Origin of the sequence: Nibricoccus aquaticus (genome assembly GCF_002310495.1) — a bacterium.
GTDB classification, from domain to species: Bacteria; Verrucomicrobiota; Verrucomicrobiia; order Opitutales; family Opitutaceae; genus Nibricoccus; species Nibricoccus aquaticus.
On record NZ_CP023344.1, the window covers coordinates 4,684,762 to 4,705,725 of the forward strand.

General features: G+C 58.3%; 26 protein-coding genes and 1 tRNA gene. 8 read left to right on the forward strand and 19 right to left on the reverse strand.

The window, feature by feature from the left end:
- The first annotated feature begins 97 nt into the window (after positions 1-97).
- Positions 98-172, forward strand: a tRNA-Cys gene (locus CMV30_RS18965).
- A gap of 106 nt (positions 173-278) precedes the next feature.
- On the forward strand, positions 279-1,178 hold the full coding sequence (locus CMV30_RS18970; protein WP_096057489.1) for a hypothetical protein: 900 nt from the start codon (positions 279-281) through the stop codon (positions 1,176-1,178).
- 55 nt (positions 1,179-1,233) lie between these two features.
- On the opposite strand, the gene CMV30_RS18975 is transcribed toward CMV30_RS18970, so the two are convergent.
- Positions 1,234-1,683, reverse strand: coding sequence for a hypothetical protein (locus tag CMV30_RS18975; protein WP_096057490.1), 450 nt, complete (start codon positions 1,681-1,683; stop codon positions 1,234-1,236).
- A gap of 241 nt (positions 1,684-1,924) precedes the next feature.
- Here CMV30_RS18975 and CMV30_RS19640 point away from each other — a divergent pair, with 241 nt between their 5' ends.
- Positions 1,925-2,257, forward strand: a complete 333-nt coding sequence (locus CMV30_RS19640; protein ID WP_138223392.1) for a hypothetical protein — start codon at positions 1,925-1,927, stop codon at positions 2,255-2,257.
- A 166-nt stretch (positions 2,258-2,423) separates the two neighbouring features.
- On the opposite strand, the gene CMV30_RS18980 is transcribed toward CMV30_RS19640, so the two are convergent.
- The 3 genes from CMV30_RS18980 to CMV30_RS18990 form a co-directional block, all read right to left on the reverse strand.
- Entirely contained in the window at positions 2,424-2,711 is a 288-nt protein-coding gene (locus CMV30_RS18980; RefSeq protein WP_096057491.1) for a hypothetical protein, read from the reverse strand.
- A gap of 195 nt (positions 2,712-2,906) precedes the next feature.
- Positions 2,907-3,269, reverse strand: a complete 363-nt coding sequence (locus tag CMV30_RS18985) for a hypothetical protein (protein WP_096057492.1) — start codon at positions 3,267-3,269, stop codon at positions 2,907-2,909.
- A gap of 82 nt (positions 3,270-3,351) precedes the next feature.
- Positions 3,352-3,933, reverse strand: a complete 582-nt coding sequence (locus CMV30_RS18990) for a hypothetical protein (RefSeq protein WP_096057493.1) — start codon at positions 3,931-3,933, stop codon at positions 3,352-3,354.
- Between the two features lie 446 nt (positions 3,934-4,379).
- Here CMV30_RS18990 and CMV30_RS18995 point away from each other — a divergent pair, with 446 nt between their 5' ends.
- Positions 4,380-5,381, forward strand: coding sequence for a hypothetical protein (locus CMV30_RS18995; RefSeq protein ID WP_138223393.1), 1,002 nt, complete (start codon positions 4,380-4,382; stop codon positions 5,379-5,381).
- A 57-nt stretch (positions 5,382-5,438) separates the two neighbouring features.
- On the opposite strand, the gene CMV30_RS19000 is transcribed toward CMV30_RS18995, so the two are convergent.
- The 14 genes from CMV30_RS19000 to CMV30_RS19050 form a co-directional block, all read right to left on the reverse strand.
- Positions 5,439-6,971 (reverse strand): hypothetical protein, encoded by a 1,533-nt coding sequence (locus CMV30_RS19000; RefSeq protein WP_096057495.1) that lies wholly within the window; start codon positions 6,969-6,971, stop codon positions 5,439-5,441.
- Position 6,972: 1 nt separating this feature from the next.
- Positions 6,973-7,311 carry a hypothetical protein gene (locus CMV30_RS19005; protein WP_096057496.1) on the reverse strand — a complete coding sequence of 113 codons (339 nt, stop codon included), beginning with the start codon at positions 7,309-7,311 and terminating at the stop codon, positions 6,973-6,975.
- A gap of 94 nt (positions 7,312-7,405) precedes the next feature.
- On the reverse strand, positions 7,406-7,633 hold the full coding sequence (locus CMV30_RS19010; protein ID WP_138223394.1) for a hypothetical protein: 228 nt from the start codon (positions 7,631-7,633) through the stop codon (positions 7,406-7,408).
- A 2-nt stretch (positions 7,634-7,635) separates the two neighbouring features.
- On the reverse strand, positions 7,636-8,496 hold the full coding sequence (locus CMV30_RS19015; RefSeq protein WP_096057498.1) for a hypothetical protein: 861 nt from the start codon (positions 8,494-8,496) through the stop codon (positions 7,636-7,638).
- A gap of 49 nt (positions 8,497-8,545) precedes the next feature.
- Positions 8,546-8,770: an excisionase family DNA-binding protein gene (locus CMV30_RS20085; RefSeq protein ID WP_138223395.1), complete on the reverse strand. Its 225-nt coding sequence runs from the start codon at positions 8,768-8,770 to the stop codon at positions 8,546-8,548.
- Positions 8,767-9,219 carry an HNH endonuclease gene (locus CMV30_RS19650; RefSeq protein ID WP_138223396.1) on the reverse strand — a complete coding sequence of 151 codons (453 nt, stop codon included), beginning with the start codon at positions 9,217-9,219 and terminating at the stop codon, positions 8,767-8,769. The genes CMV30_RS20085 and CMV30_RS19650 overlap by 4 nt, the downstream gene beginning before the upstream one ends.
- A 2-nt stretch (positions 9,220-9,221) precedes the next feature.
- Positions 9,222-9,605, reverse strand: coding sequence for a hypothetical protein (locus CMV30_RS19655; protein WP_138223397.1), 384 nt, complete (start codon positions 9,603-9,605; stop codon positions 9,222-9,224).
- A 278-nt stretch (positions 9,606-9,883) separates the two neighbouring features.
- A complete protein-coding gene (locus CMV30_RS19025) occupies positions 9,884-11,176 on the reverse strand; it encodes a replicative DNA helicase (RefSeq protein ID WP_175414975.1) in 1,293 nt (430 codons plus the stop codon).
- Positions 11,176-11,916, reverse strand: coding sequence for a hypothetical protein (locus CMV30_RS19660; protein WP_138223398.1), 741 nt, complete (start codon positions 11,914-11,916; stop codon positions 11,176-11,178). The genes CMV30_RS19025 and CMV30_RS19660 overlap by 1 nt, the downstream gene beginning before the upstream one ends.
- On the reverse strand, positions 11,913-12,101 hold the full coding sequence (locus tag CMV30_RS19030) for a hypothetical protein (protein ID WP_096057501.1): 189 nt from the start codon (positions 12,099-12,101) through the stop codon (positions 11,913-11,915). The genes CMV30_RS19660 and CMV30_RS19030 overlap by 4 nt, the downstream gene beginning before the upstream one ends.
- 111 nt (positions 12,102-12,212) lie before the next feature.
- Positions 12,213-12,425, reverse strand: a complete 213-nt coding sequence (locus tag CMV30_RS19035; RefSeq protein WP_096057502.1) for a hypothetical protein — start codon at positions 12,423-12,425, stop codon at positions 12,213-12,215.
- A complete protein-coding gene (locus CMV30_RS19040) occupies positions 12,422-12,661 on the reverse strand; it encodes a hypothetical protein (protein ID WP_138223399.1) in 240 nt (79 codons plus the stop codon). Before CMV30_RS19040 ends, CMV30_RS19035 begins: the two co-directional genes overlap by 4 nt.
- A gap of 83 nt (positions 12,662-12,744) precedes the next feature.
- Positions 12,745-13,299, reverse strand: a complete 555-nt coding sequence (locus tag CMV30_RS19045) for a hypothetical protein (protein WP_096057504.1) — start codon at positions 13,297-13,299, stop codon at positions 12,745-12,747.
- Positions 13,296-14,453 carry a tyrosine-type recombinase/integrase gene (locus CMV30_RS19050; protein ID WP_096057505.1) on the reverse strand — a complete coding sequence of 386 codons (1,158 nt, stop codon included), beginning with the start codon at positions 14,451-14,453 and terminating at the stop codon, positions 13,296-13,298. Before CMV30_RS19050 ends, CMV30_RS19045 begins: the two co-directional genes overlap by 4 nt.
- Positions 14,454-14,791: 338 nt before the next feature.
- Here CMV30_RS19050 and CMV30_RS19055 point away from each other — a divergent pair, with 338 nt between their 5' ends.
- Positions 14,792-17,278, forward strand: coding sequence for a glycosyltransferase family 4 protein (locus CMV30_RS19055; protein WP_096057506.1), 2,487 nt, complete (start codon positions 14,792-14,794; stop codon positions 17,276-17,278).
- 37 nt (positions 17,279-17,315) lie between these two features.
- On the opposite strand, the gene ung is transcribed toward CMV30_RS19055, so the two are convergent.
- Entirely contained in the window at positions 17,316-18,011 is a 696-nt protein-coding gene (gene ung, locus CMV30_RS19060; protein ID WP_096057872.1) for a uracil-DNA glycosylase, read from the reverse strand.
- A 91-nt stretch (positions 18,012-18,102) separates the two neighbouring features.
- Between ung and CMV30_RS19065 the strand changes: the two genes are divergently transcribed.
- The 3 genes from CMV30_RS19065 to CMV30_RS19075 all read left to right on the forward strand — a co-directional run bounded on the left by CMV30_RS19065 (position 18,103) and on the right by CMV30_RS19075 (position 20,854).
- Positions 18,103-18,885 carry a ParA family protein gene (locus tag CMV30_RS19065; RefSeq protein WP_096057507.1) on the forward strand — a complete coding sequence of 261 codons (783 nt, stop codon included), beginning with the start codon at positions 18,103-18,105 and terminating at the stop codon, positions 18,883-18,885.
- A gap of 170 nt (positions 18,886-19,055) precedes the next feature.
- Positions 19,056-19,868 carry an ABC transporter permease gene (locus CMV30_RS19070; RefSeq protein ID WP_096057508.1) on the forward strand — a complete coding sequence of 271 codons (813 nt, stop codon included), beginning with the start codon at positions 19,056-19,058 and terminating at the stop codon, positions 19,866-19,868.
- A gap of 176 nt (positions 19,869-20,044) precedes the next feature.
- Entirely contained in the window at positions 20,045-20,854 is an 810-nt protein-coding gene (locus CMV30_RS19075; RefSeq protein WP_245844343.1) for an ABC transporter permease, read from the forward strand.
- Positions 20,855-20,964 lie beyond the last annotated feature (110 nt).

A 20,964-nucleotide genomic window follows, 5' to 3' on the forward strand; every position in this document is an offset into this window, starting at 1 on the left:
TGAGGCAAATTGCGCCCGTGACACGCGCCCTCAGAGATTTGTTTTCAATACTTGCGGACCCGTTTTTTTTCTTCCAACGTCCGCGCTCCCTGAAAAGGGCGCGGTAGCCAAGTGGTAAGGCCGAGCTCTGCAAAAGCTCTATGCGCCGGTTCAATTCCGGCCCGCGCCTCCAAATTTCAACTAACTAATACCGAGCGACTTGCGGCGGCAATAGCTCACAAACCCCACGCTTTCTGTAACAAGCTGTAACATCGTCCAGCGATGTTCGGCGATGACATATGGTTTCGAAGCGCACTGTTTTAGTCGTCGGCGCCGGCGGCAGCATGCCGTATGACTACCCTTCAGGGCAGAAGTTGGTTTATGACATAGCATCCCAACTCGGGCGGCCCACAGCCCTAGGGAATCTCATGCGCGATTTGGAGTTTACGAACGACGCCCAGCTGGCGTTCGCGCGAACACTGCGACGTTCACACGCTGGTTCAATCGACGCCTTCCTAGAGCTAAACGACGAATTTCTCGCGATTGGGAAGGCCGCGATCGCTGCGAGTCTAGCGCCTCTTGAAGAGGAGGAGGCGTTGTTAAGAAAGCCTGATTGGTATCACTACCTCGCTCAGAAAATCATCTCAAACCTCAAGAACGGGACGGCCGAACAACTGACTGTAGTGACATTCAACTACGATCGATCGCTCGACTACTCCCTGAAGCTCGCATTGGAGAATCATTTTCCAGCATCAACCGCTGCGAAGTTTTCCGCTCTCCTGAAGATCATTCATGTCCATGGCTCGCTCTGCCCGCTTCCTGGAGATGCAAATTCGTCAGAGCCTTATCGAAGTTATGGGGACAGCAGCGTAGAGCGGATCCAGCAGTCCGCAAAAAGCATTAAAATTATCCATGAACACAACGACGATAGTCCTGAATTGGGATTGGCCAGGGCAGAACTAATGGCGGCGGAGCGGGTGTGCTTCCTCGGCTTTGGCTTTCATCCTACAAACGTGCGTCGTCTGCTGATTGGAGGTTGGGTTAGTCGGCTGAATTTCCCCCTATATGGCAGTGCATTCGATATGACAAATGCAGAGCGAAGCATTCTCGCTGAGCCCTTTAACGGAAAACTTCATTTCACCGACAGGACTTGGGGATGCCTGACATTCCTTCGTGAGCACGCCTACTATTTGAGGTAATTCCTCGGTGGAGGTGACTCGAACACCCGACCAGCGGTTTAGAAAACCGACGCTATCACAAACGGGCGATCCCTACGAGTAATCCGACCAACAGCGCTACTCCTGCGCAGGGTCCTATCGTGTAGAGCATCCACTCCAAAGGCTGCTTTTTGGTGTTTGAGATCATCACCTCCCAGTCGAGCGCCCCCGCGTCGAAGAGCGATACGTCCTCGCGGAACTTTGTGAACATATGCTCGGTCGTATAGTAGTCGATAGCCGCATGAATGGTCGCAGCAGCCGTGCCGACGATAAAACACCAAATAGGAAACAACATGCTCCCCTTTGTATTGGGCTGGGCAGAAATATAGGTGAGTGCGGCAAGTAGCGCGCCGGAGTTAAGAACGAAAAGATGGCTCATGATCCGTGACAGCGCGCACGTACGAGCGTCCTGAATACCGTGCCAGCGTTCTTTTATCCACGCCCGTCGTGATGAAATCAGTTCCTTGGGCATCTCGCCAATTTTCATGCAGGCTGAGTCTCTTCCCCCTTCGTGCAACCTGCAATCCTTCTCCGCTCCGCCAGTTTGCAATCCCGCAAACCTCACGCTTCGTAGGCACCGACGGAAGTCGTGTTCTCAACGCTTCGGTTTTCGTCAGAGAGTCCGCTGCGTGTGATGACCGGCGGACTCTCGCATAAATGGCCCGGGGATTTCCCGGATTCATGAGGGAAACCCGAACCAGCGTTCATTTCCGACGTCATTTTGTGCCATGCCCCTTCAACATTCATTATTGGAACTCACGTCCATCGGACACAATGGACTGCCTCTCACAGACCGCTCGTCGGCTCGTTTCTTGGTGCAGATCGATACGGATAATTGTGCTCCGAAAGGAGCCACCTCCACTGTGTTCGGAGACACCCGAACATTCCTGAGCAATCTCAAGGATGACTTAGCCTCCGAGCTCTCACTGCTTTCTCCAGAACACGCGCAGGAGCTGTGTCATCGGGTGCAGTGGTCTGACGCGGTGATTTTGCGTTCATCACTTTCAGACGCCCCGCTGATCAATCGTAAGGGTGTGATCGTATGGCGGCTCGTCGCATGAATCACATCCGGAAAATCCCCGATTCTTCCTAGTGGTATAACGAGTCGCTTGAAATCGCTGCCGACAACTTTCGATCCTGCGCCAGCCGGTGACCATACCGTCACGGCATGTTAGTTGAAGCTGGACCTGGCCTGCCTCGGGGATCTGGGGCAGGCCTGGGGCGCAATTAGGTCATCGCGCGCTTCTTGCGGCGCACAGTGTTGCCAAACGTGAGAGCTGCTCGGGCAATGGCGGCACGCACGTCCTCGCGGCGGTAGTGCCCGCGCTTATACGGCGCTAGGTTCCATTTCTTGGCCCATGGCAGCAGGCCGAAGTAATTTTTGTGGCCGGTCATCGCGCAGGCTTCGGCCACGGTGACGGTTTCAGACTGCTCCGGCTGTTTCGCGAGCGCCCTTTCGATCCGCTCGAGCTTCGCGATAATATCAGCTGCCCATGTCGGGATACCTGGGTCCATGGTGCGATTTGAAAGCACACCGCCGATGCGGCAAAAAGAAAAACCCCGCCTGACATCGCAGACGGGGTTTCGAGAGACGGTGGCGACTACTTGAGCCGCATCCTCCGCCCCTCTTTGGCGGGAGGGATCTGGAGAGAAGGCCGGCGGGCATCGCTGTGCAACAAAAAACCCGCCCCTTGCGAGGGCGGGCTGGTGTCAGGAAACGCCCGGTACATTCTTTGCCGCGAAGGGATGTGCCTCGATGTAAGAGTGCGGAGCTTCACTCATCGGCGGCATCATCTCGGCTTCGAAGATGAGGGCTTTGTGAGCCTCAAGCAGCGCCACGAGTTTCATGCATTCATCGGCGGTCGTCTTAAAATCTCTGTTGGGAGCCGCCAAGCCACAAGCGATTCCAAGCCTCAACATTTCTGATCGGTGGAACTTGATTTCATGGAGGAGGCTGCGGCGATAAGTGACGAGCTCACTGGGAGACGCTTTCCGAATTTCGGTGCGCCAAAAGAAACCGACGGGCCTGAACTCGTAGACCTCGGGCTCGGGGATTTTACAGTGGGCACGCATGCGGTCGTCGCACGACGGAGTACTACCCGTGCCCTCGATGACCTCGAAACGAGGGTGTGAGTACTCCTCACGAGGTTGCGGCTTACGCATTGGCCACCTCCTGCTTCACTCCATCGGCGGTAAAGTCGTCCATCACGTGGATTCCGTTTTCGTCGTAGAAATGAATCGAAACCGACTTCTCCCCAGTTGTCCGGCAATACTTCACGCCGGCCTTCAAGGCTCGTTCAGCGGTCGGGTACACGTAGAAATCTGTGGTGAAGCGCGCGTCGGCGATCTTGTCTCTGAAGACCCAATCGAGATCGCAATGCAGCCCGAAGTACTCGTCCAGCGGTATGCTCAAAGACTCTGCCTGCTCGACCAGAGCAGTCTCCATTTCGGGCGAAAGCGCGAACTCAACGACTCGCGCCTTCGTGCCGAGCTTCTCCACGGCCTGCAACCGCTCTAAAAGGTTCGCGGTGAAATCCAGCTCCGAGCGCACTGCCTCGTAGAATTCGCGATCCTTTGGCCATTGAGCGGCCATTTCTGCGGCGTAGGTTGGAGAAGCCTCGCGCCATTGTTCGACTGCGTTTTCGCGGTCCGGATCTTTGACGTTGCTACCAAGATCGTCAGCCAGACGGGCGACGATGAGTTCGAATTCCTGATCTGTGACGGTGATCGTCTTCATGGGGATACTCCAAACAAGCGGCCGCACCTACTTGGACCGTTAGACCGGGCGTACAGAATACACCCCGTTCCTTTCGGCGCGGACGCAATTGTCTAGGTTCTGTTGGTTTCAGCATAACGCTTCTTTCCTTTTCCGGGGTCTAATCCGGGGAGCCCATGCGGCTCACGTTTCCGACCATGCCGCCCCGCTCACCGCCGGCAAGGGCAAAGGCGGCGGGTGGAAACGAGGCTTGGAATTCCAAGCCAACATCGGCCTTGGCCACCAACTATCAGAAAAGTGTGGGTGGTGCGGGCGGACGACTTCGGAAAAGTAATAAAGTCGATCGCAACAGAAACAGCGGAATAAAAAATCGGAATATAGCAGGCCTAGTGCATCCAATTTTCCATTACAAAAATTCACGATAGGCTAATTGACTGCGCCTTTTGGGATCGGTTCGCGTGGAGGGGATGAAAACCATCCATTGCTTCTATCATGCAGCCCTCACCGGGGCTTTATTCTGTATTCTTGTCGGAAACAGCTTCGGAATAGGAGCAACCCGGTTTTATCCTCAGGAAAAAAAGGCCAACGCGCAGGCGCTGGTCGCCTCAGATGCTAACGGAGCTGAAGGCCCCTCAACGGCAGGCATAACGCTGTCTGGCGATTTGGACCTGGTAACCGCCTCAATCTTTACAGGCGGTATAGAAGTTAGGAAACGCGGGATAAACGCTCTTATCAGCTCATCATTGCCCGCAGCGAAAACCGACGATGCTGATGAAAATAAATACAACGACGCCCAACTAATGATGCCCACCGGTGGAGTCTTGAACGTACTTTTCGTTCCTTTTGCTTCCGTAACGGTGAAGAATTGGGGAACGGTCAATAATGGCACTGAGATACCCTACGGACGCGGTGAACTTTCGGATCGTTTGTATTTGGGAGCCAAGAAGAGGAGCTCTGGCGACACGTTAACTGGAGACCAAAAGATAGCCTACGATTCGAAAAAATCGGACAAAGAAAGAAATGAGTATCTAACTCAAAATCAGGATTTGGCGGGCCACTTTCAGACTCCGGAAATGAGATGCTATTTTTTCAATGGGATTGGTCCCAAGCTCGTGAGCCAAAGCAGCGACGGCGCGGCTACGTCCAAGGCAAAAAACTACGGGCTGGCTTTTACCGCGTATGCTGGGTTCGGCATAGATGGAGGGTTCACAGGAACAGCCAACTCGGGTTCGTTTGGAAACTACCGCCTCGAAACGGGTGTTTCGGGTAATTGGATCGACAAGGGATCGCTCAAAAAAATGTATCCAAATGCGGTTTCCCGCCAAGAGGCTTCAAGCGCTTGGATCGGGACCTTTTCTATGGTGCTCACCGGTAAACTTCAAACGCAGATCCAATGGGCGGTTCCACTAGGAAAAAGCCGCGACTATATGGCAAAGGTGCTGCTCGTCGGGGTTGCCATGAATCTCTGATTTCACCGCTCGTTCTTACTTAAGCCATGCCAACAGCCCGCTCCGGAGCGGGCTTTTTTATGCCCCGAGTACGCGGCCCATGCCGCCTCCGCGTTTGCGCTCGTTGGCGACTGCGCCGATGGCGCGCCTCTCAAGGGTTCCGTCAATGGAACGCACATACGCCTCCAGCCGCATCACGGCATCGACAGAGGCGCCGCGGAGATCGGCGTTGATGATAGTGCTTCCGCCGCCACCGGCTGCGCCAACGCCGGCGAGTGCGTGGTTGGGGATTATTGTCCCCGCAGTGTCGGGAACAAAAAGCTCCGGGCCTTCCTCTCCTATGATTGATGTTTTCCCTATTGGCGGACGCCCGCCATCAGCGAAAAATGCTGGTCTCTTCTGCCAGCCCTGTGTCTGGCCAAAGAGACCGTTCAGCAGAGGATTGATGAGGGACAACTTTGCGAAAGTAGAAATAACCTCCTTGGAGACGACGTCGGTGAAGTTCGATAGTTGAAACTCTCCATCAATAGCGAAGTCGGCGATTTCTGCCCCGAGAGAGTCGAAGGCTCCCGCAAATGAATCCCTAATCTCCTGAGCAGCGGTGCGCGCCGAATGGGTGAGCTGGAATATTCTGTGTTGAAGATCGGCTATTAGTTTTTCGCTTTCACCCAACGCCTTCAAGTCATCTACCGACGACGCTCCACCAATGACATTTTTGGCATTCGCTTCTCTTTCCTTTCGCACAAACTCCAGTCGCGTTTTCAGTATATCGAGCTGTTCGTTCGTGCTCAGAAGCGACATTCGGTCTTGGTCGGCCAGCTCGATTCCTGCCGTAACGATGGCGGTATATTTAGCGGTCTCCTTGTTCAATTCCTGCTGAACCGCTATCTCGTTTTTCTTGGCCTGAATGGCGGCGGCTTGCTGAATGCCGGGTGTTACGCCTCCTCGCAAACCGATCTCTTCCTGAAGAGCCTGCAGCTTAGCATTTGTGTATTTGCTGAGATCTAAAACCCCGGATGTAGTGAGTTTCCTGAGAACCTCGCCCTCTTTCTCCAGAGCATCTGTTGAACTCCCCAAATTTGCATTCTTAAGCCGCTCGAATTCATACGAAAGCTGCGCAATCTCTTTATCAAAATTGAGCCGAGCAAATCGGGCCGCCTCATCATTCAGGCCCTTTAAAGCCGCATCCGCTGCTTCAGAGCCATATACCAACCGGCCAAGCTCGATGCCGATCCGTGTCCCTAGGTCAGCGAATAGTCCTAGCGCAACCGCTGCCAGAGAATCGATCTGCCTGCGAGTTAACGAAAACTCGTAATTCATTCGGTTGATGGAGTCGATCGTATCTTGAGGAACTGCGGGGATATTATTTATTTCCGCTGATACTGATTTCACCTCGCCAATCACCGCTCCGAGCGCGGCGGCGCCGAGAAAGCCGAGCGCGAATTTCTTGCCCGTCTTCCCGATCTCGTCGCCGAATTGCTGGGCAAGCGTCTTCTTGATCGAGGCGGCGGAACGCTTCGCCTCATTGTCCGCGCGCTTGAACTCGCTCACGAACTGGACTGCATCCGCCGTGACTGTCGCGTGGAGATCGCCGATTGATTTTTTTGCCATATCAGTTGTTTTGCCCGGCCGTTCCGACCGCTTTGATGAGATCGTTCATTGCGCGCAACAGACTTGGGATCGTCAGAAATCTATGCACGTCCCGCACCGACAGCTCGCGGCGATCGCTATCTTGAAGGGATGCCCAGACTAGGTCCGCGAATACCTCTTTCGCTTCTGTGGCTGTAAGATCGTTCAGTTTCACTGCTAGATCTGCCGCATCGAAATTCCTGAGCGCACGAAACCGCTCTGCCGCTTGGGCGGAAAATTGAAACACGCGCGGGCGATCCAACGGGATCGAAAATGCCGGGAATGAAATCCGGCCGTAGTTGGGTCTGAAATTGTTCTTCATCGAAAGTCTCCCGCCCTCAGCGAGTGAGCACGAAGGCGGGCACTGCGGGTTGGTTGGCCCGACCGGCGTGCAGCGGCGCAGGAGGGGAAAGGTCTCATCGGCCAGAGCAGAACCTGCTCGCCGACGCGGTCCGATACCGGCCGTTTGCGGCATTTCGTTTCTCCTGCCCGACCACTTCGCACGCGGTCTTGAGGAGGTCTTCCGGAAAGCTTTCAACACCGCCCCGCTTCTCGATGTGTTGAGCGGCGACGGTTCGCGAAATAGAATCCGCGAAGTCCGCAAGCCTTGGATGGCGACGCTTGAACTCGGTGAGAGTGATCATGCTCATGCCGCGACGAGCTCCTTCGCGAAGGTCTTCTTAACCGCGGCCAACTCCTTCTTCACTTCGGCGAGAAGCTTCTCGCATTCCGCTTTGAAGGCAGTGGCTCGCTCGTAATACCAAGCCGTCTGGGTAAGCCCGAGGTCGATATATGGATGCATCCGGCTACCGATGAACGCCTGGCGAAGATTGGTGAGGCCCAGTTTCTCGCGAATGTAGCGCACATGCACCGCGCTGCCGGGGAACGCCCGCTCAAGCTGCCACTTCTCGAGGCCGAGACCGTGGGCGCGCAAGGAAAACATTTCGAAAGCGAGGGCTTCGACTTCCGCACGGAGCTGGTTGGCTTCTTCCGTCGCGTTGATGGTCAGCGTTGAAACGGTGAGCTGTAGCTTCGCGACCTTATCGAGGTCGAATGCTTCGAGTTCCGCCGCGACATTCTCGAGCTTCCGGTCGTAGTGGCGATGTTCGGGGTCCATCACCGAAACGCTCTTGAGAAAAGCGGCGCACGCATCCTTGCGAGCTTTCAGCAACCGGAGCTTTTCCAGCGAAGTGAATAGATCCGCGAAGACCGAGGGGAGCGCCTTAAAGTTCTCTGGAACTGGCAAGGGCGGCGGAACACCGATGGTCGGATCGATGCGGCGGCGGCGCTCTATCAATCGCCCGCCAATCACCTCGCCCAGGATTTCAGCAGCGTCGCCAGCAGAAGCCGCAACGGACTCGGGGACGTCACGGACTTCATCAACGGTGGAGGCCGTCATGGCTCCGAAGTCGTCGGGAACCATCACTGAGCGCTTAAACTTAACGCGGAAAAACTTGGTGTCTCTGACGCGGTTCTTTTCTGAAAAACGTTCGATTAGATTTAGCATGGTTTGGTGTCGTTGAACTGCCACTACAGTGGCGCCGCTTTCCTCCCGCTCAAGCCGCGTCCCGCTTCGTTTGTACACAACTGGCACAAGTGACACAACTTCTCGCGTAGAACATGGCCGCGTCGGTCTCGGAGACTCGAAGCACGCGCCCGTTCACGCGCAGCGCGGGCAACTGTCCGCTTGCGATCGCGCGGAGAACGGTGCGCTTGTGGACACCCCAGCGAAGCGCCACGACGTGCGGACTCAGCCAGACCGGCTTGATGGGCGTGTTCATGCGATGCCAAAGCCCATGTCCGCTTGCAGCTGCGCCGGAAACAAGTGATCGGTTTTCTGACCGCCGTTCACCATTGTCTCCACGCGCCGGTGACAGGCCGTACAGAGCGGTCGGACGTTGGCTTCGTCGAAGGCGCGGTCCGGTGCCTCGATCAGCGGGATGACGTGGTGCGCGTGCGCTGTCAGCGGCGGCCATTCACCGTGCTGGCTGAACGGATCGCAGCAGGTTGGATGGTTCTGCTTAAACAGGCGTGAAAAGCGCGTCCATCGAGCCGTTGACCGGATGCGTTTGGCCTCAGCTCGAGCGGGATCAGAAACGCGGTGGGCTTCGTAGCGCGCCCGACTATCGCGAATCGCGCCGGCTTTGTGTTCGGGACAATAGCCGCCGCGCTCATAAACAAGCGAAGGGCAGCCAGGATGACGGCATGGTGTGGCTGGTCGTGTGGGCATGGTCAGACCTTCGCGAATTCGTTTTCCTCTGCGTGCTGAGGGGGAACCTCTATCGTCGTGCGACTCTGCGGAGTCAGGCCCAGCGATGTCAGATACTTCGACAGCATCGAATAATCCGACGACTTCGCGAAGCCGGTTTTAATCTTCGCCCAGAGCCGAGCAGCTGCTTCGACCGCGGCTTCATCGGCAACTGTCAGCGTCCCGGCTGGCGCAATCGCCAACAGGCGGTCCCAGCAGGCCACCTGCTTTTCGTCGAGATCTTCGGGCCGATGAACTAGCGGGCCGGCCGGTTTCGGTGCTGGTGAACGGCTAGCGTAGCGAGCCGGGTTTGTTCGAGTAGCGCCCGAAAGATCGAGCGCGGTTTTGGATTTACGGTGTGCGGGCATAAAAGTTGAAGTGCAGGTGTAAGAATTTGAGAACTGGGTTGGTCTCAGCGTGGCGCGGTAGACATTTTGATCCCCGGGGGGATGGGGTTACCCCCTCAAAACTTCGCGCGTTTTTTGTGAAGCTCCGTGTCTGGTCGCGGGCTGGTCGCATAGACTTTGGGGCTGCCGCCCCCATGGTGCAAAAGTCTGGCAGTCTGAGCTGAGACCAAACCGGTACCTTCCGAGAAAACTAACTGGGTTTTCGTTCATGGCCCCTTTTACAATTGGCGACGTCGCCCTCATGAGGTCTGAAACCTCACGCACGGCCGGTTGAACTTGAGGCGGGCGACAATGCCCGGCTGACCCGAGCGGCGCTTTGCTTGGATCAGGTCAACGTCGACGATTTCGTCGGCGGCATTCACTGGGCCCGTTGGCGTGACGGGGTGGAGAAACCAAACGGCGTCGGCATCTTGCTCGATGGCGCCGGATTCACGAAGGTCGGAAAGCCGGGGGCGGCGGTCCTCCTTCTCGACATCACGGTTGAGCTGAGCGAGGAGGAGAATCGGGACGCGAAGATCGAGAGCCAGTAGCTTCAGCGCCCGGCTGATGGTTGCGACCTGACGCTCCCGCGTGTCGCGTTTCACTTCCGGCGGCGGTGCCACCAGTTGCAGGTAGTCGATGACGATGAGCCCAAGCCCCTCCGGTCGTGCGGCGAGTAAGCGGCATCTCGCCTCGATGCCGGACAGCGTTGAGGCAGGACCGCCATCGAAGAGATGAAGTAGCCGCGACGCCGCGGCTTTATCCAGCCAGTCGCACCGTTCCGCCACCGAGGCGCGGTTCCCCAGCGATTGAGTGACCCAACGCGTGAGGTTTTCTTCTCCCGACATTTCGAGCGAGAAGAAGGCTGCGTGTCGGCGGGAGCGAAGGCAGGCGGTTGCCTGCATTTGGCCGTAAACTGATTTGCCCGTTCCTGGGCGACCGGCGAGGACCGCAAGCTCCCCCGGCTTCAGGGCGCCGGCTTCACGGTCCCATCCGGCAAATGGGCCGGGAATGCCTGGCGTCACCGGGCTCGAGAGCTGGGCCTTGGTCGCTTCGACGATGGCGGCGAGATCCCGGGTCACTTTGGGAGAGGCGACATCCTGAATGGCCCGCACGTGTGGGAGGATAGCGTCGAAGCGATCCGACCATGTCCCCGAACTGGTCAGCGTCGCTTCAAGGGCGGCGCTCAGACCGGCCTGAATTTTTCTCAGTCGTGCGAGGTCGCGCACCGTTTCGATGAACTGATCGGCCTGCGCGGTCGTCGGAATACGGCCGCTGACCTGCGCAAGGTACGCGAAGCCGCCAACCGCTTCGAAGCTGCCGGAGGCGCGCAGCTCCTCAGCCACGAGCGCGAGATCGATGGGAGCCCGGCGGTTAAAAAGAGCGATGACGGTTTCGAAAATTACCCGGTTGGCGGGGATGTAGAAATCGAGAGGGCCGATCCGAGACTGGACGCACTTCGCGACGACGTCGTTGCCGTCGATGAAGCAGCAGGAGAGGAGGTGCTCTTCGGCCTCGATGCTGTACAGCGGGAGATGTTCGGTGGTCGTCATCAGATCGAGACGGTTTTGAGGGTTGGCTCGGGGCGCGCTGGTGCTGTTGCTGCCTGTCCGGGTTTCCAGCCGTTGGCTTTCCATGTGCGCACCGCTGCACGCCAATCCTTCATCTTGGATTTGCCGACCACCCAGCCCTTCTGGGCGTACGAATCACACCACGCCGCGCCGTCCAGCTGATAGCCGATCTCACGTGAATACGCCGCGACCTCTTCCGCAGCCGGCGGCACGAAACGCGAAGTGCGCGGAGGCGCATTTTCCGCATCTGTATTCTGGTATCTAGGTTCTAGCTTCTGAGGCTCAATCCCTAGGTTTGAGTCACCGTTTGTAGATACCTTTAAAGGTAGGCTTAAAGGTTCTGCGGTCGTTCCTTTGAGGGCTGGATTGCCTCCACCTTTGCGACCAGCGGCGGAGCAGGCATCGAGGAACGCCATGTCCTTTACGATGCGGCGGGAGAAAATGACACCAGTGTTTTCTTCACGGGAGAAGACGCCGGCCGACTCGAGTTCAGCGATCAGCGCCGCGACCGTTCGCTGCGTCTCACCGATCAGGCGGGCGAGCTGAAGAACGCTTACCGGCACGCCCGCAGATACCTCCAGGTATCCGCGCCGTGGCGACTTCCACATCAGGCAGAGAATCTCGATCCAGAGGCCGCGGGCTGCGAGGCTGCACAGACGGAGACGTTCATCCGACTGCCAGTCGTTCGGAAAGAATTTCAGGAAAGGAAGCGAACGGCTCACGCGCCACCATTCCTCTCCAGAATGCCGCGCAGGCGGACAATCGCGGTGTGGTGTTCGATTCGCTCTTCAGGGTCCGTGGCGCCGTTGAAGGCCTCCACGTGGGCCGCGAGCTTTTCGCGCAGCGAATCGTCCGTGCGATGCTGAGGCAGACAGAATTCGCCCTGGTGCGGAAGGTCAGCGGTCATGGCGTTTCCCCCATTTCTTGCGGCGAGCGACTTTGCCAACGCCGAGACAGAAGCGGACGAAGCCGGAGCGACTGACGCCTTTCGGCTTACTGCGGTTTTTTGCGGAGTTCTTCATTTTGCCCCTCCCGCTGCCCGAGTCCGCGCTTCGTCTGTCGAGAATGCGCAGAGCAGGTCGAGAAATTGCCCGGTCGTGCAGCCGAGTTCGGCGGCGACAACCGAAACGTCGCGAACATCAGCGCCGTCGTAAATCCGGCGGACAGTGGCGTCGATGCGCTTGATCAGGCTCGGGGCGCACGCGCTGGCGCCATCGATTAGCGAGATCATGCGGCCGCCCCCGCTTGGCTGATGAAGGTCATCAGCGAATCATAGGAAATGAGCCGGACGCCGCGGGCCTTGCCGCGTTCCCGCAGGCTCAACGTTTTGATTTTTCCCTCGGTCGCCAATGCGTAGAGGAAGCTCCGGGTAAGGCCAGTGAACGGGCAAAGATGCCCGGCTTTTGGGAATCGAATCCATTCGGGCTTAACCGCGCCCGACTGCGTTTGAATCGTGTTTGTGCTCATGCCGAGGTCACCAAAAACGGCGACATCCGGCGAACACCTCAAAGCGCGATCTTCAGAGTAATTAAAACTCTGAAACTAAGAGCCTATTTTTGACGACACTTCCACCACTGCGAAACGTAGTTGGCAAAGTTCGCGGGGCTGCTTTTCCAGCCCTCTGGGACGAGGTCGATCAGCTCCTTCGCGCGAGGTTTTCGCCGCACCCCCAGTAGCTTATAAGCGGCCTCAATCTTTGCGAAGATCTCCTCTTTCTGAGGCTCCCGCCCGAGGCTTTCGTCGCGACGAAGGTATGCGTTGTATGTCCCGCTGGATACACCAGCCATAAAGACCCCCCACAGCATCTCTGCGTTTTGTTCGTTTATGATCTTCCCGATACGCCGAAGACCATAGAATGATTCAATGCGCGCCCGAAGATCCCGGTACTTTGAAGCGTTCGCCAATGCAAACAGCGACAGGTTGTCCTTAATGACGTCGTCTGCTGTATAACGAAACCCTTCCGCCTCGAGTTCCGCGGTAATTGCGTCCTCCGCCTCTTGGCTGGCCGCCCGCTTCGTGTAGTCCATGAAGGACTTTACCACATCGAAATCCGGAGCAGGTTCATCGGAACCCCATGGCTTGAAGGCCCAGACTTTCTTGCTCATTCAGAGCCACCTTTCCCTGGCAGAGTGTCCACCGCTTTACGCAGGGTCTCGGTTGAGAGGTGAGCATACCGCGCCGCCACTTTCGAATTCGTGTGACCGCCGAGCTTGTGGCGGACGTCCTCCGCCACCCCGCTGTTGGCGAGGCCAGAAAGGAACGCGTGGCGGAGCGAGTGAAACGACTTCTTCGAGAAGTTCCGGCCGCCGAGCTTTTCGTTGACGACGATCTCCTTCGAGAGGCCGGCCGTCTTCATGACGACGTTGAACTGCTCTGACAACCCAACGCGCCCGCTCACTTCCTGGGTCGCGAGCGTCGGGCAGACGTACGCAGCCCCGTCGTTCGCCTTCCCGGCGATGGCCTCGAGGTGGGCGGCGAGGCGCGGATGAAGTGGGATCTCCAGCTCGCGCTTCTTCGCTTTCGTTTTCTCCGGGCGGAACCTCAGCACCTGCTTCGCGAGATCGATGCCTTCCCACTTCATGTGCGTGGCGTCGCCTATACGCATGCCGGCGTAGGCGCCGAGCAGGATCGCCGTTTCCCATTCGGTGCCCTTTGTTGAGGTGAGGAGGATGTCGACCTCGCCTGTTGTGAACGGCGACCGCTCCTCATGTACGGCCTCGGGGACTTCGACGAGGCCGAGCGGGTTGCGCTCGATGACACCCTTGCGGACGGCGGAATTAAAGACTGCGCGGAGAACCTTCGCGTTAAGCGAGACGGTCGTGCCGCTCTTGCCGATTTTCGCTTCTGCGTCGATGAAGCTCTGAACCTCGGAGCCGGTGATGGACTTGATGTCGGCATCAGCCCGCGGGCCGAGGTGCTCGAGAAAGTCGCGTACGGGGGCTCCGTACCGCACGGCGGTCTTCGCGGCCTTCTTCGCCTTCACGCCCTCAAGCCAGGCGTTGAAAAAGATGCGAGTCGGAGTCTGCTCGATTCGCTTTCCCGTGTACCGCTCCCAGACGCCGCGAACAACCTTGTCGACCTGCGCGGCAGTAGTCCCCTCGCCCGCCATACTCTCGGCGGCGCCTTCCCAAAGAAATGCTAGTTTACGTGCCGCGGCCGGATTCGTTTCCTTCGTGCTGCGTGCCTCCCACTCGCCAGACGGGTTTTTGAAACGCGCCATCCAGTACCTTGAACCGGGGCGCTGATAGATTGAAGCCATGCCTGTAACAAACTGTAACAGTCATTTAAGTTCAAGGACGTTTAACATCATAGGTAAAAGAACTTCTGGAAGGGCTCGGACCGACGCGCCGGTTCAATTCCGGCCCGCGCCTCCAGTGAAATCATTCTCTGGGGCAAAAGAGGTGGGCGAGTTGGTCAGAAAGCGAGGGAGTGAATCCAGGCGACACCTCCACCGGCATCGCGATTCACCGCACCGACGCTCACGCAAAAATATCGAAGCGCTCTCATCGGACTAATGTTTGACGCAACGGGCATCCGTGCGTGCAAGTTTTGCAACGCCGTTGCCGCACCCACCCCGCAACAGCGAATCCCCCTTCAATGACATCCAAGCTGGCCGGTCGTCGCATCGCGTGCTTCTTCCCATGGAAACCGTTCGAGCCCACCGGCGCCTGGTGCCGGTTCCAGTGCTTATGGCGATTCCTCCTGGATCAGGGCTGTGAGGTCACCCTTTGCCTGCTCGCAGATGGAGCTGACGCGCAGTTGAAGAACGTGGCCGTCAGTTTCCCAAAAAACTTTAATCTGGTCGGTGCCGTTTGGAATTTTGGCCAAAAACTCGCCACAGGTGCCCATCGCCGCGAACTGAAGGGTCTCACTCAGGCCGAGATCGGCCTGCTTCTGATGTACGAGAAAACACTCTACACGGAGAACGCGGAGTTTTCTCAATGGCTGCACGAACGCGTATCAGACCACGATCTCATGATCTGCGAATATCCGATGATGCTGCCGGTCCTCGCCGACTGCTGCCGCAAAGCGGGCAAGCCACTCATCGCCACCAGCTATGACGCGCTGTTCGAGCTTCACGGCACCACTCCTTTCGGTCGCGACACGCTGCGGCGAAAAGAAATCGAGGCATTAAGTCTGGCCGACGAAGTGGTGTTCTGCACCGAGACGGAAAGAAAACTTTTCGAGTCGTTCAAAATCCGCGGACACGTCGTGCCCAACACCGGCGACGCCCGCTCAGTCACTCCCGGCAAACACGAAGAATTCAAAGCGTCCGTGACCGCATCGCTCGCGCTCAAGACACCTCACTTCGTCTTGTTCGTCGGCAGCGACCACGGTCCGAATCGCGAAGCCGTCGCCGAGATCAAACAATTCGCCCGTCAGATTCCCGAGGTATCGTTCGTGATTGCCGGCACCTGCTGCCCGAAATCGACGGAAGGTAACGTGATTGCCTTGGGCAGTGTGGAGCCAGGGATCCTCGACTCGCTCTACCGTGGCGCGAGTACGGTCATTGTGCCGCTCCTGCGCGGCACCGGCATGTCGCTGAAAACATTTGAGGCGTTCAACTACGCCAAGGCGCTCATCTCCACGCCGGTCGGCGCGCGCGGCTTTACCGTGGAATCAGGCAAAGAACTGCTCCTCGTCGAGAAACCAACGGACTTCCCCGCAGCCATCCGCCAGCTTTTGAGCGATGCCACTTTGCGCGAGCGCCTCGGCCTTAACGCCCGCGCCTACGCCGAAAAACTGGACTATCGAAACCAATTCTCCCCGTACGCCGACATCATCGAGCGCTTGCTGGCAACCAGCCCCGCACCAGCTATCACCAAGACCGCTCCGCCGGGCCTGCTCTTGGTCGACAACAACCTCTCCGACCACATCGGCCATCACTATAACTACGCGCTCTCGCTCCGCGATCATTGCCGCGCCGCCGGCTTCGGTTTCAGCGCGCTCGTGAAACAGAAAGCCGCGGCCGACATCCTGAGCGAGTTGGACGGCGTCCCCCTTTTTCGCCAGGGCCTGCACGAGGACGCCGCCCAAAACCCCTATCCCGCCGAGTGGGGCCACATGCGCGGCATGTACGACTTCCTCGCCTCGAATGATCGTTTCGCGCGCGAGTTGGAGGAAGGCCTGCAAAGTCGCGCGCGCTCCGGCGAGGTGATCTTTCTGCCCAATGCGACACCCCGCCAGATTCTCGGCGTCGCGCTTTTGCTGAACAAAAATCCGATCTACCGCCTGCTCCGCTTCGTGCTGATGCTCCGGTATTCGGTGAATTCCGGCGTCGGCCCCATCAACGCGAGGAAAGCATTCTTCGATAAGGAAACGGCCGAACATTATCTATTCTCCTTCGATAAGCTCGCCGGCGTTTCGGCAGACTGCGTGCGCCTCGTGACCGACAGCCAGGAACTCGCCAAAGAATACGCCACGCTCGCCAGACGTCCGGTCGAAGTGATGCCCATCCCGCACACGGCAAACGAAGACGCGGGCGCTGCCGTCGCCGGCGTGCCGACAAAAAACAAATCCAAGCTGCGCGTTGTTTTTCTCGGCGATGCTCGCGACGAAAAAGGTTTCGAGTTGCTGCCTGCGCTGGCCAGGGCCTGCGCGCAGGAGCCGTGGCTTTCAAAGGTCGAACTCGTTTTCCACGCCTACATCAGCAGCCACTACCACCTGAAAATGGGCACTGTGATCGAGGAATTGAGCGGCGTGAAAGCGCGCAATCTCTCGCTCGTCAAATCGTCGCTCTCCGCCGCCGCCTACCGCCACTTGCTCGCCACCGCTGACCTCGTCCTGCTCCCGTACGACTCGATCACCTACCGCTCGCGAACCTCCGGCCCCTTCGTGGAGGCGATCTGCGCAGGCAAGCCAGTCGTCGCGCCAGCGCAGTCGTGGATGAGCATCCAACTGGGAACGTCGGGCGCGGGAAAAACATTTTCCTCGGGCAATGTCGGCGACTTCGTGGCCGCAGTGCTGGCCGTGCTGCAAAATCACGCCACTTACGCCACCGCAGCCCAGGAGCTCGGCTGCAAATATCGCGAGTATCACAATCCAGAAAACTTCGTCCGTCAGCTGGTCGGCGCAGGCAGTTGATTGCCTCGCCGCCGCTCACCACTTCGCACCGCGTTCCTCAAACCCCCAGTTCGCCGATCGGCGGCAACTGCCAGACCACCGGTGCCCGCCCGCCTTCTGCAAGCAGCGCATTGATCTTCGAAAAACACCGGCAACCGAGAAACAACCGCGCCGAAAGCGGCGACGGATGCGCGCACTCCACCACCGTGTGAACCGGATTCGTCACCCGCTCCCGCTTCTTCTGCGCGTGCCTCCCCCACAGCACGAAAACCACACGCTCGCTCTTCGCATTCACCGCATCGATCACCCGGTCTGTAAACTCCTCCCACCCGCGCTTCTGATGCGCCGCCGCCTCACCCGCGCGCACCGTCATCACCGTGTTGAGCAACAACACGCCCTGCCCCGCCCAAGCCTCGAGGCATCCATGCCCGGGCGAAACAAATCCCACATCCGCCGCCAGCTCCTTGTAGATATTCCGCAGCGATCCCGGGATCGGCTTCACCTCCGGCCTCACCGAGAAACACAACCCATGCGCGTGCCCGGGTGTCGGATACGGATCTTGCCCCAGCACCACCACCTTCACCGCCGCCAGCTCCGTCAGCGCCAGCGCCGCAAAAATATCATCCCGGCCCGGCAGCACCTGCGCCCCCGCCGCTAGCTCGGCCTCCAGAAACTCATCCAGCGCCCGGAAATAGTCCTTCTCGGTTTCAGCGCTCATCGCTTCGCGCCAGCCCACAGGGATTTCAGGAATCATCGCCCCATCTCCAAGCCCGCCCGCCCTCCGCGCAACCTTTCCGTTAAAACGCTCGACCCCGCCGCACCCCTTGCGGTTAATCCGCCCACCTATGGGCAGCCTCGTCTTCACTATCGCCAACCAAAAAGGCGGCGTCGGCAAAACCACCACCGCCATCAATCTCGCCGCCGCACTCGCCGACAAAAAAATTCCCACGCTCGTCGTCGACCTCGACCCGCAGGCCAACGCCACCAGCGCCCTCGGCGTCGAAAAACAAGAAGGCAAAAGCCTCTACGGTCCCCTCAACGGCGAGGGCGATGCCCTCTCCATGATCACCGAGACGCAGTACGCCAACCTCTTCCTCATCCCGTCAGAAGTGGACCTCGCCGCCGCCGAGATCGAGCTAGCCCAGTCGGAAAACTACCTCATGAAGCTCCGCACCACGCTCCAGCCCGTGCGCGACTCCGGCCGCTTCAAAGCCATCATCATCGACTGCCCGCCCGCCCTCGGCATGTTGTCCATGAACAGCCTCGCCGCCGCCGACTTCCTCCTCATCGCCCTCCAGTGCGAATACATGGCCCTCGAAGGCCTCGGCCAGATCCTCAAGGTCGTGGACAAACTCAAAACCGCCAACGTCAACGCCGCCCTCGAAGTCGGCGGTATCATCATGACGATGTTCGACGTCCGCACCAACCTCTCCCGCCAGGTCGTCGAAGAAGTGAAAAAACACCTCCCCGATAAAATCTTCGATAACGTCATCCCGCGCACCGTCCGTCTCAGTGAGGCTCCCAGCTTCGGCAAAACCATCTTCGCCTACGACCCGCTCAGCCCCGGCGCCACCGCCTACAAAAAGCTCTCGAAAGAAATCATCGAGCGCTTCGGCCTCTCCAAGTAGGCCAGCGTGCTCGCACGCGCTCCGAATCTTCCGAGGTAGGGCGGGTTAGCCTTAACCCCGCCGGTTCGACATCGCACTTCCCTCAACCCATCGCGTGAACTAGCGATCCCAGCTCCCCGCTTGCGCTACGCGCTACCCGCTACTCACTAGTCGCTACTTTTCCGCAAGCCATGCTCCCCGCTCTGACCAAATACCGCCACGCTTTCCTCGTCGGCCTCCAGAGCAACCTCGTTTACCGCTGGAACTTCGCGATCCGCGCCTTCTTTTCCCTCTTCCACCTCATCGTCGTCTTTATCCTCTGGAACGCCGCCTTCCACGGCAAAACCGAGATCGGCGGCTTCAACCTCGCGCAGACGATGACCTACTTCATCACCCTGCTCGTCCTCCAGTTCTTCATCAGCGCCTTCAGTGAAGATTACCAGATCAGCGAAGAAATCCGCAACGGCCTCATCAACCAGTTCCTCCTCAAGCCGATCAACTACTACCTCTACCGCTTCAGCATTTTCGTCGCCGCCCGCATCGTCTCCGGCGGCCTCGCCCTCCTCCCCATCCTCCTCGCGTTTCCACTCCTGCGCGACCTCCTCGATTTCCCGACCGACACCTGGCGCATCGCCTACGCGATTCCTGCCCTGATCATGTCGGCGTTCATCCAGTTCACCATCGCCTACTGCTTCGGCCTGCTGACCTTCTGGTTCCTCGAAATCCAGTCCTTCATCATCCTCTCCCTCGCCATCGAGACACTCCTCGCCGGCATGGTCTTCCCGCTCGATCTGCTCGATGCCAGGCTCTTCGAGATCTCCCAGTATCTGCCGTATTACTACCAGATGTACTTCCCGGCCTCCATCATCACCGGCCGCGCCACCGATCAGGCCGAGATCCTCCGCAACCTCGGCATCCAGTTCTTCTGGGTCGTCGCCCTTCTCATCATCGCCCAAGTCCTCTGGAAACGCGGCCTTCGCCGCCACACCGCCGTCGGCGGCTGACGGATGACAATCCGCGCGTACTTTTGACCACTGATGACACAGATAAATGCCGGATAGGATACTTTGATCCTCCGTTTTTTATCCGGATCGTATCTGTGTCATCTGTGGTTAACTGATTTTCCGAGCGGGCCCTCCGACCTTCAATATCACTCTTTCAACCCTCAACACGGTCTCCGTTGAAACTCCTCCAATACTTCCGCCTCTGGCTCGCCTGCGCGCGCTACTCCATCACGCGGACCATGATGTTTCGCTTCGACTTCCTCATGTGGGGCCTCGTCGAACTCTTCTGGATGGGCGTCAACGTCGCCCTCGTCTCCGTCATCTACCAACACACCGACTCCATCGCCGGCTGGAATAAATACCAGATGCTCCTGCTCGTCGGCAGCTCCATGATCGTCCAGCGCCTCCTCATGGGTTTCTTCTGGAGCAACCTCTTCGAACTCGGCCGCAACATCCGCTCCGGCCACTTCGACTTCTTCCTGGCCCAGCCCGGCAACCTCATGTTCATGGCCTCCACCCGCAAGGTTGAGCTCGAGGGCATCCTCAACGTCTTCGTCGCCATCGCCATCGTCGTTTACGCCGCCGGCCAGCTCCAGCTCCACCCGAGCGCCACGACTCTCGCCCTCTACGTATTCATGATCCTGTGCGGCCTCGTCATCCACTACAGCATCGTCGCCCTCTCCGTCTCGATCACCTTCTGGATCATAAAATCCGAAGGCCTCGAGCACAGCTACTTCACGCTCACCGAGTTCTCCCGCCTCCCGCGCGAAGCCTACCGCGGACTCTTCAAAGGCGCCGCCAGCGCCGTCTTCGTGTACGCACTCCCTGTCGTCATCGTGAGCAACGTCCCCGCCAGCCTTCTCATCGAAAACGCCCTCAACGTCACCAACGCCCTCTGGCTCCTCGCCGTCACCGTCCTCTGGTTCGCCCTCGCCGTCTTCGTCTTCCATCGCGGCCTCCGCCGCTACTCCAGCGCCAGCTCATAACCGCTCCGCATTCCGAAACTGTAGGAGCGGCTTTACGCCGCGATCTCCGCCGCATTTTGAAGTTTGTAGTTTCTTTGAGCCTTTGGCCTTTTGGCGTTTGAGATTTCTCC

Coding starts and splice junctions, on each gene's coding strand:
- CMV30_RS18970 (WP_096057489.1), top strand. CDS start 279: ATGGTTTCGAAGCGCACTGTTTTAGTCGTCGGCGCCGGCGGCAGCATG.
- CMV30_RS18975 (WP_096057490.1), bottom strand. CDS start 1,683: ATGAAAATTGGCGAGATGCCCAAGGAACTGATTTCATCACGACGGGCG.
- CMV30_RS19640 (WP_138223392.1), top strand. CDS start 1,925: ATGCCCCTTCAACATTCATTATTGGAACTCACGTCCATCGGACACAAT.
- CMV30_RS18980 (WP_096057491.1), bottom strand. CDS start 2,711: ATGGACCCAGGTATCCCGACATGGGCAGCTGATATTATCGCGAAGCTC.
- CMV30_RS18985 (WP_096057492.1), bottom strand. CDS start 3,269: ATGCGTGCCCACTGTAAAATCCCCGAGCCCGAGGTCTACGAGTTCAGG.
- CMV30_RS18990 (WP_096057493.1), bottom strand. CDS start 3,933: ATGAAGACGATCACCGTCACAGATCAGGAATTCGAACTCATCGTCGCC.
- CMV30_RS18995 (WP_138223393.1), top strand. CDS start 4,380: ATGAAAACCATCCATTGCTTCTATCATGCAGCCCTCACCGGGGCTTTA.
- CMV30_RS19000 (WP_096057495.1), bottom strand. CDS start 6,971: ATGGCAAAAAAATCAATCGGCGATCTCCACGCGACAGTCACGGCGGAT.
- CMV30_RS19005 (WP_096057496.1), bottom strand. CDS start 7,311: ATGAAGAACAATTTCAGACCCAACTACGGCCGGATTTCATTCCCGGCA.
- CMV30_RS19010 (WP_138223394.1), bottom strand. CDS start 7,633: ATGATCACTCTCACCGAGTTCAAGCGTCGCCATCCAAGGCTTGCGGAC.
- CMV30_RS19015 (WP_096057498.1), bottom strand. CDS start 8,496: ATGCTAAATCTAATCGAACGTTTTTCAGAAAAGAACCGCGTCAGAGAC.
- CMV30_RS20085 (WP_138223395.1), bottom strand. CDS start 8,770: ATGAACACGCCCATCAAGCCGGTCTGGCTGAGTCCGCACGTCGTGGCG.
- CMV30_RS19650 (WP_138223396.1), bottom strand. CDS start 9,219: ATGCCCACACGACCAGCCACACCATGCCGTCATCCTGGCTGCCCTTCG.
- CMV30_RS19655 (WP_138223397.1), bottom strand. CDS start 9,605: ATGCCCGCACACCGTAAATCCAAAACCGCGCTCGATCTTTCGGGCGCT.
- CMV30_RS19025 (WP_175414975.1), bottom strand. CDS start 11,176: ATGACGACCACCGAACATCTCCCGCTGTACAGCATCGAGGCCGAAGAG.
- CMV30_RS19030 (WP_096057501.1), bottom strand. CDS start 12,101: ATGACCGCTGACCTTCCGCACCAGGGCGAATTCTGTCTGCCTCAGCAT.
- CMV30_RS19035 (WP_096057502.1), bottom strand. CDS start 12,425: ATGATCTCGCTAATCGATGGCGCCAGCGCGTGCGCCCCGAGCCTGATC.
- CMV30_RS19040 (WP_138223399.1), bottom strand. CDS start 12,661: ATGAGCACAAACACGATTCAAACGCAGTCGGGCGCGGTTAAGCCCGAA.
- CMV30_RS19045 (WP_096057504.1), bottom strand. CDS start 13,299: ATGAGCAAGAAAGTCTGGGCCTTCAAGCCATGGGGTTCCGATGAACCT.
- CMV30_RS19050 (WP_096057505.1), bottom strand. CDS start 14,453: ATGGCTTCAATCTATCAGCGCCCCGGTTCAAGGTACTGGATGGCGCGT.
- CMV30_RS19055 (WP_096057506.1), top strand. CDS start 14,792: ATGACATCCAAGCTGGCCGGTCGTCGCATCGCGTGCTTCTTCCCATGG.
- ung (WP_096057872.1), bottom strand. CDS start 18,011: ATGATTCCTGAAATCCCTGTGGGCTGGCGCGAAGCGATGAGCGCTGAA.
- CMV30_RS19065 (WP_096057507.1), top strand. CDS start 18,103: ATGGGCAGCCTCGTCTTCACTATCGCCAACCAAAAAGGCGGCGTCGGC.
- CMV30_RS19070 (WP_096057508.1), top strand. CDS start 19,056: ATGCTCCCCGCTCTGACCAAATACCGCCACGCTTTCCTCGTCGGCCTC.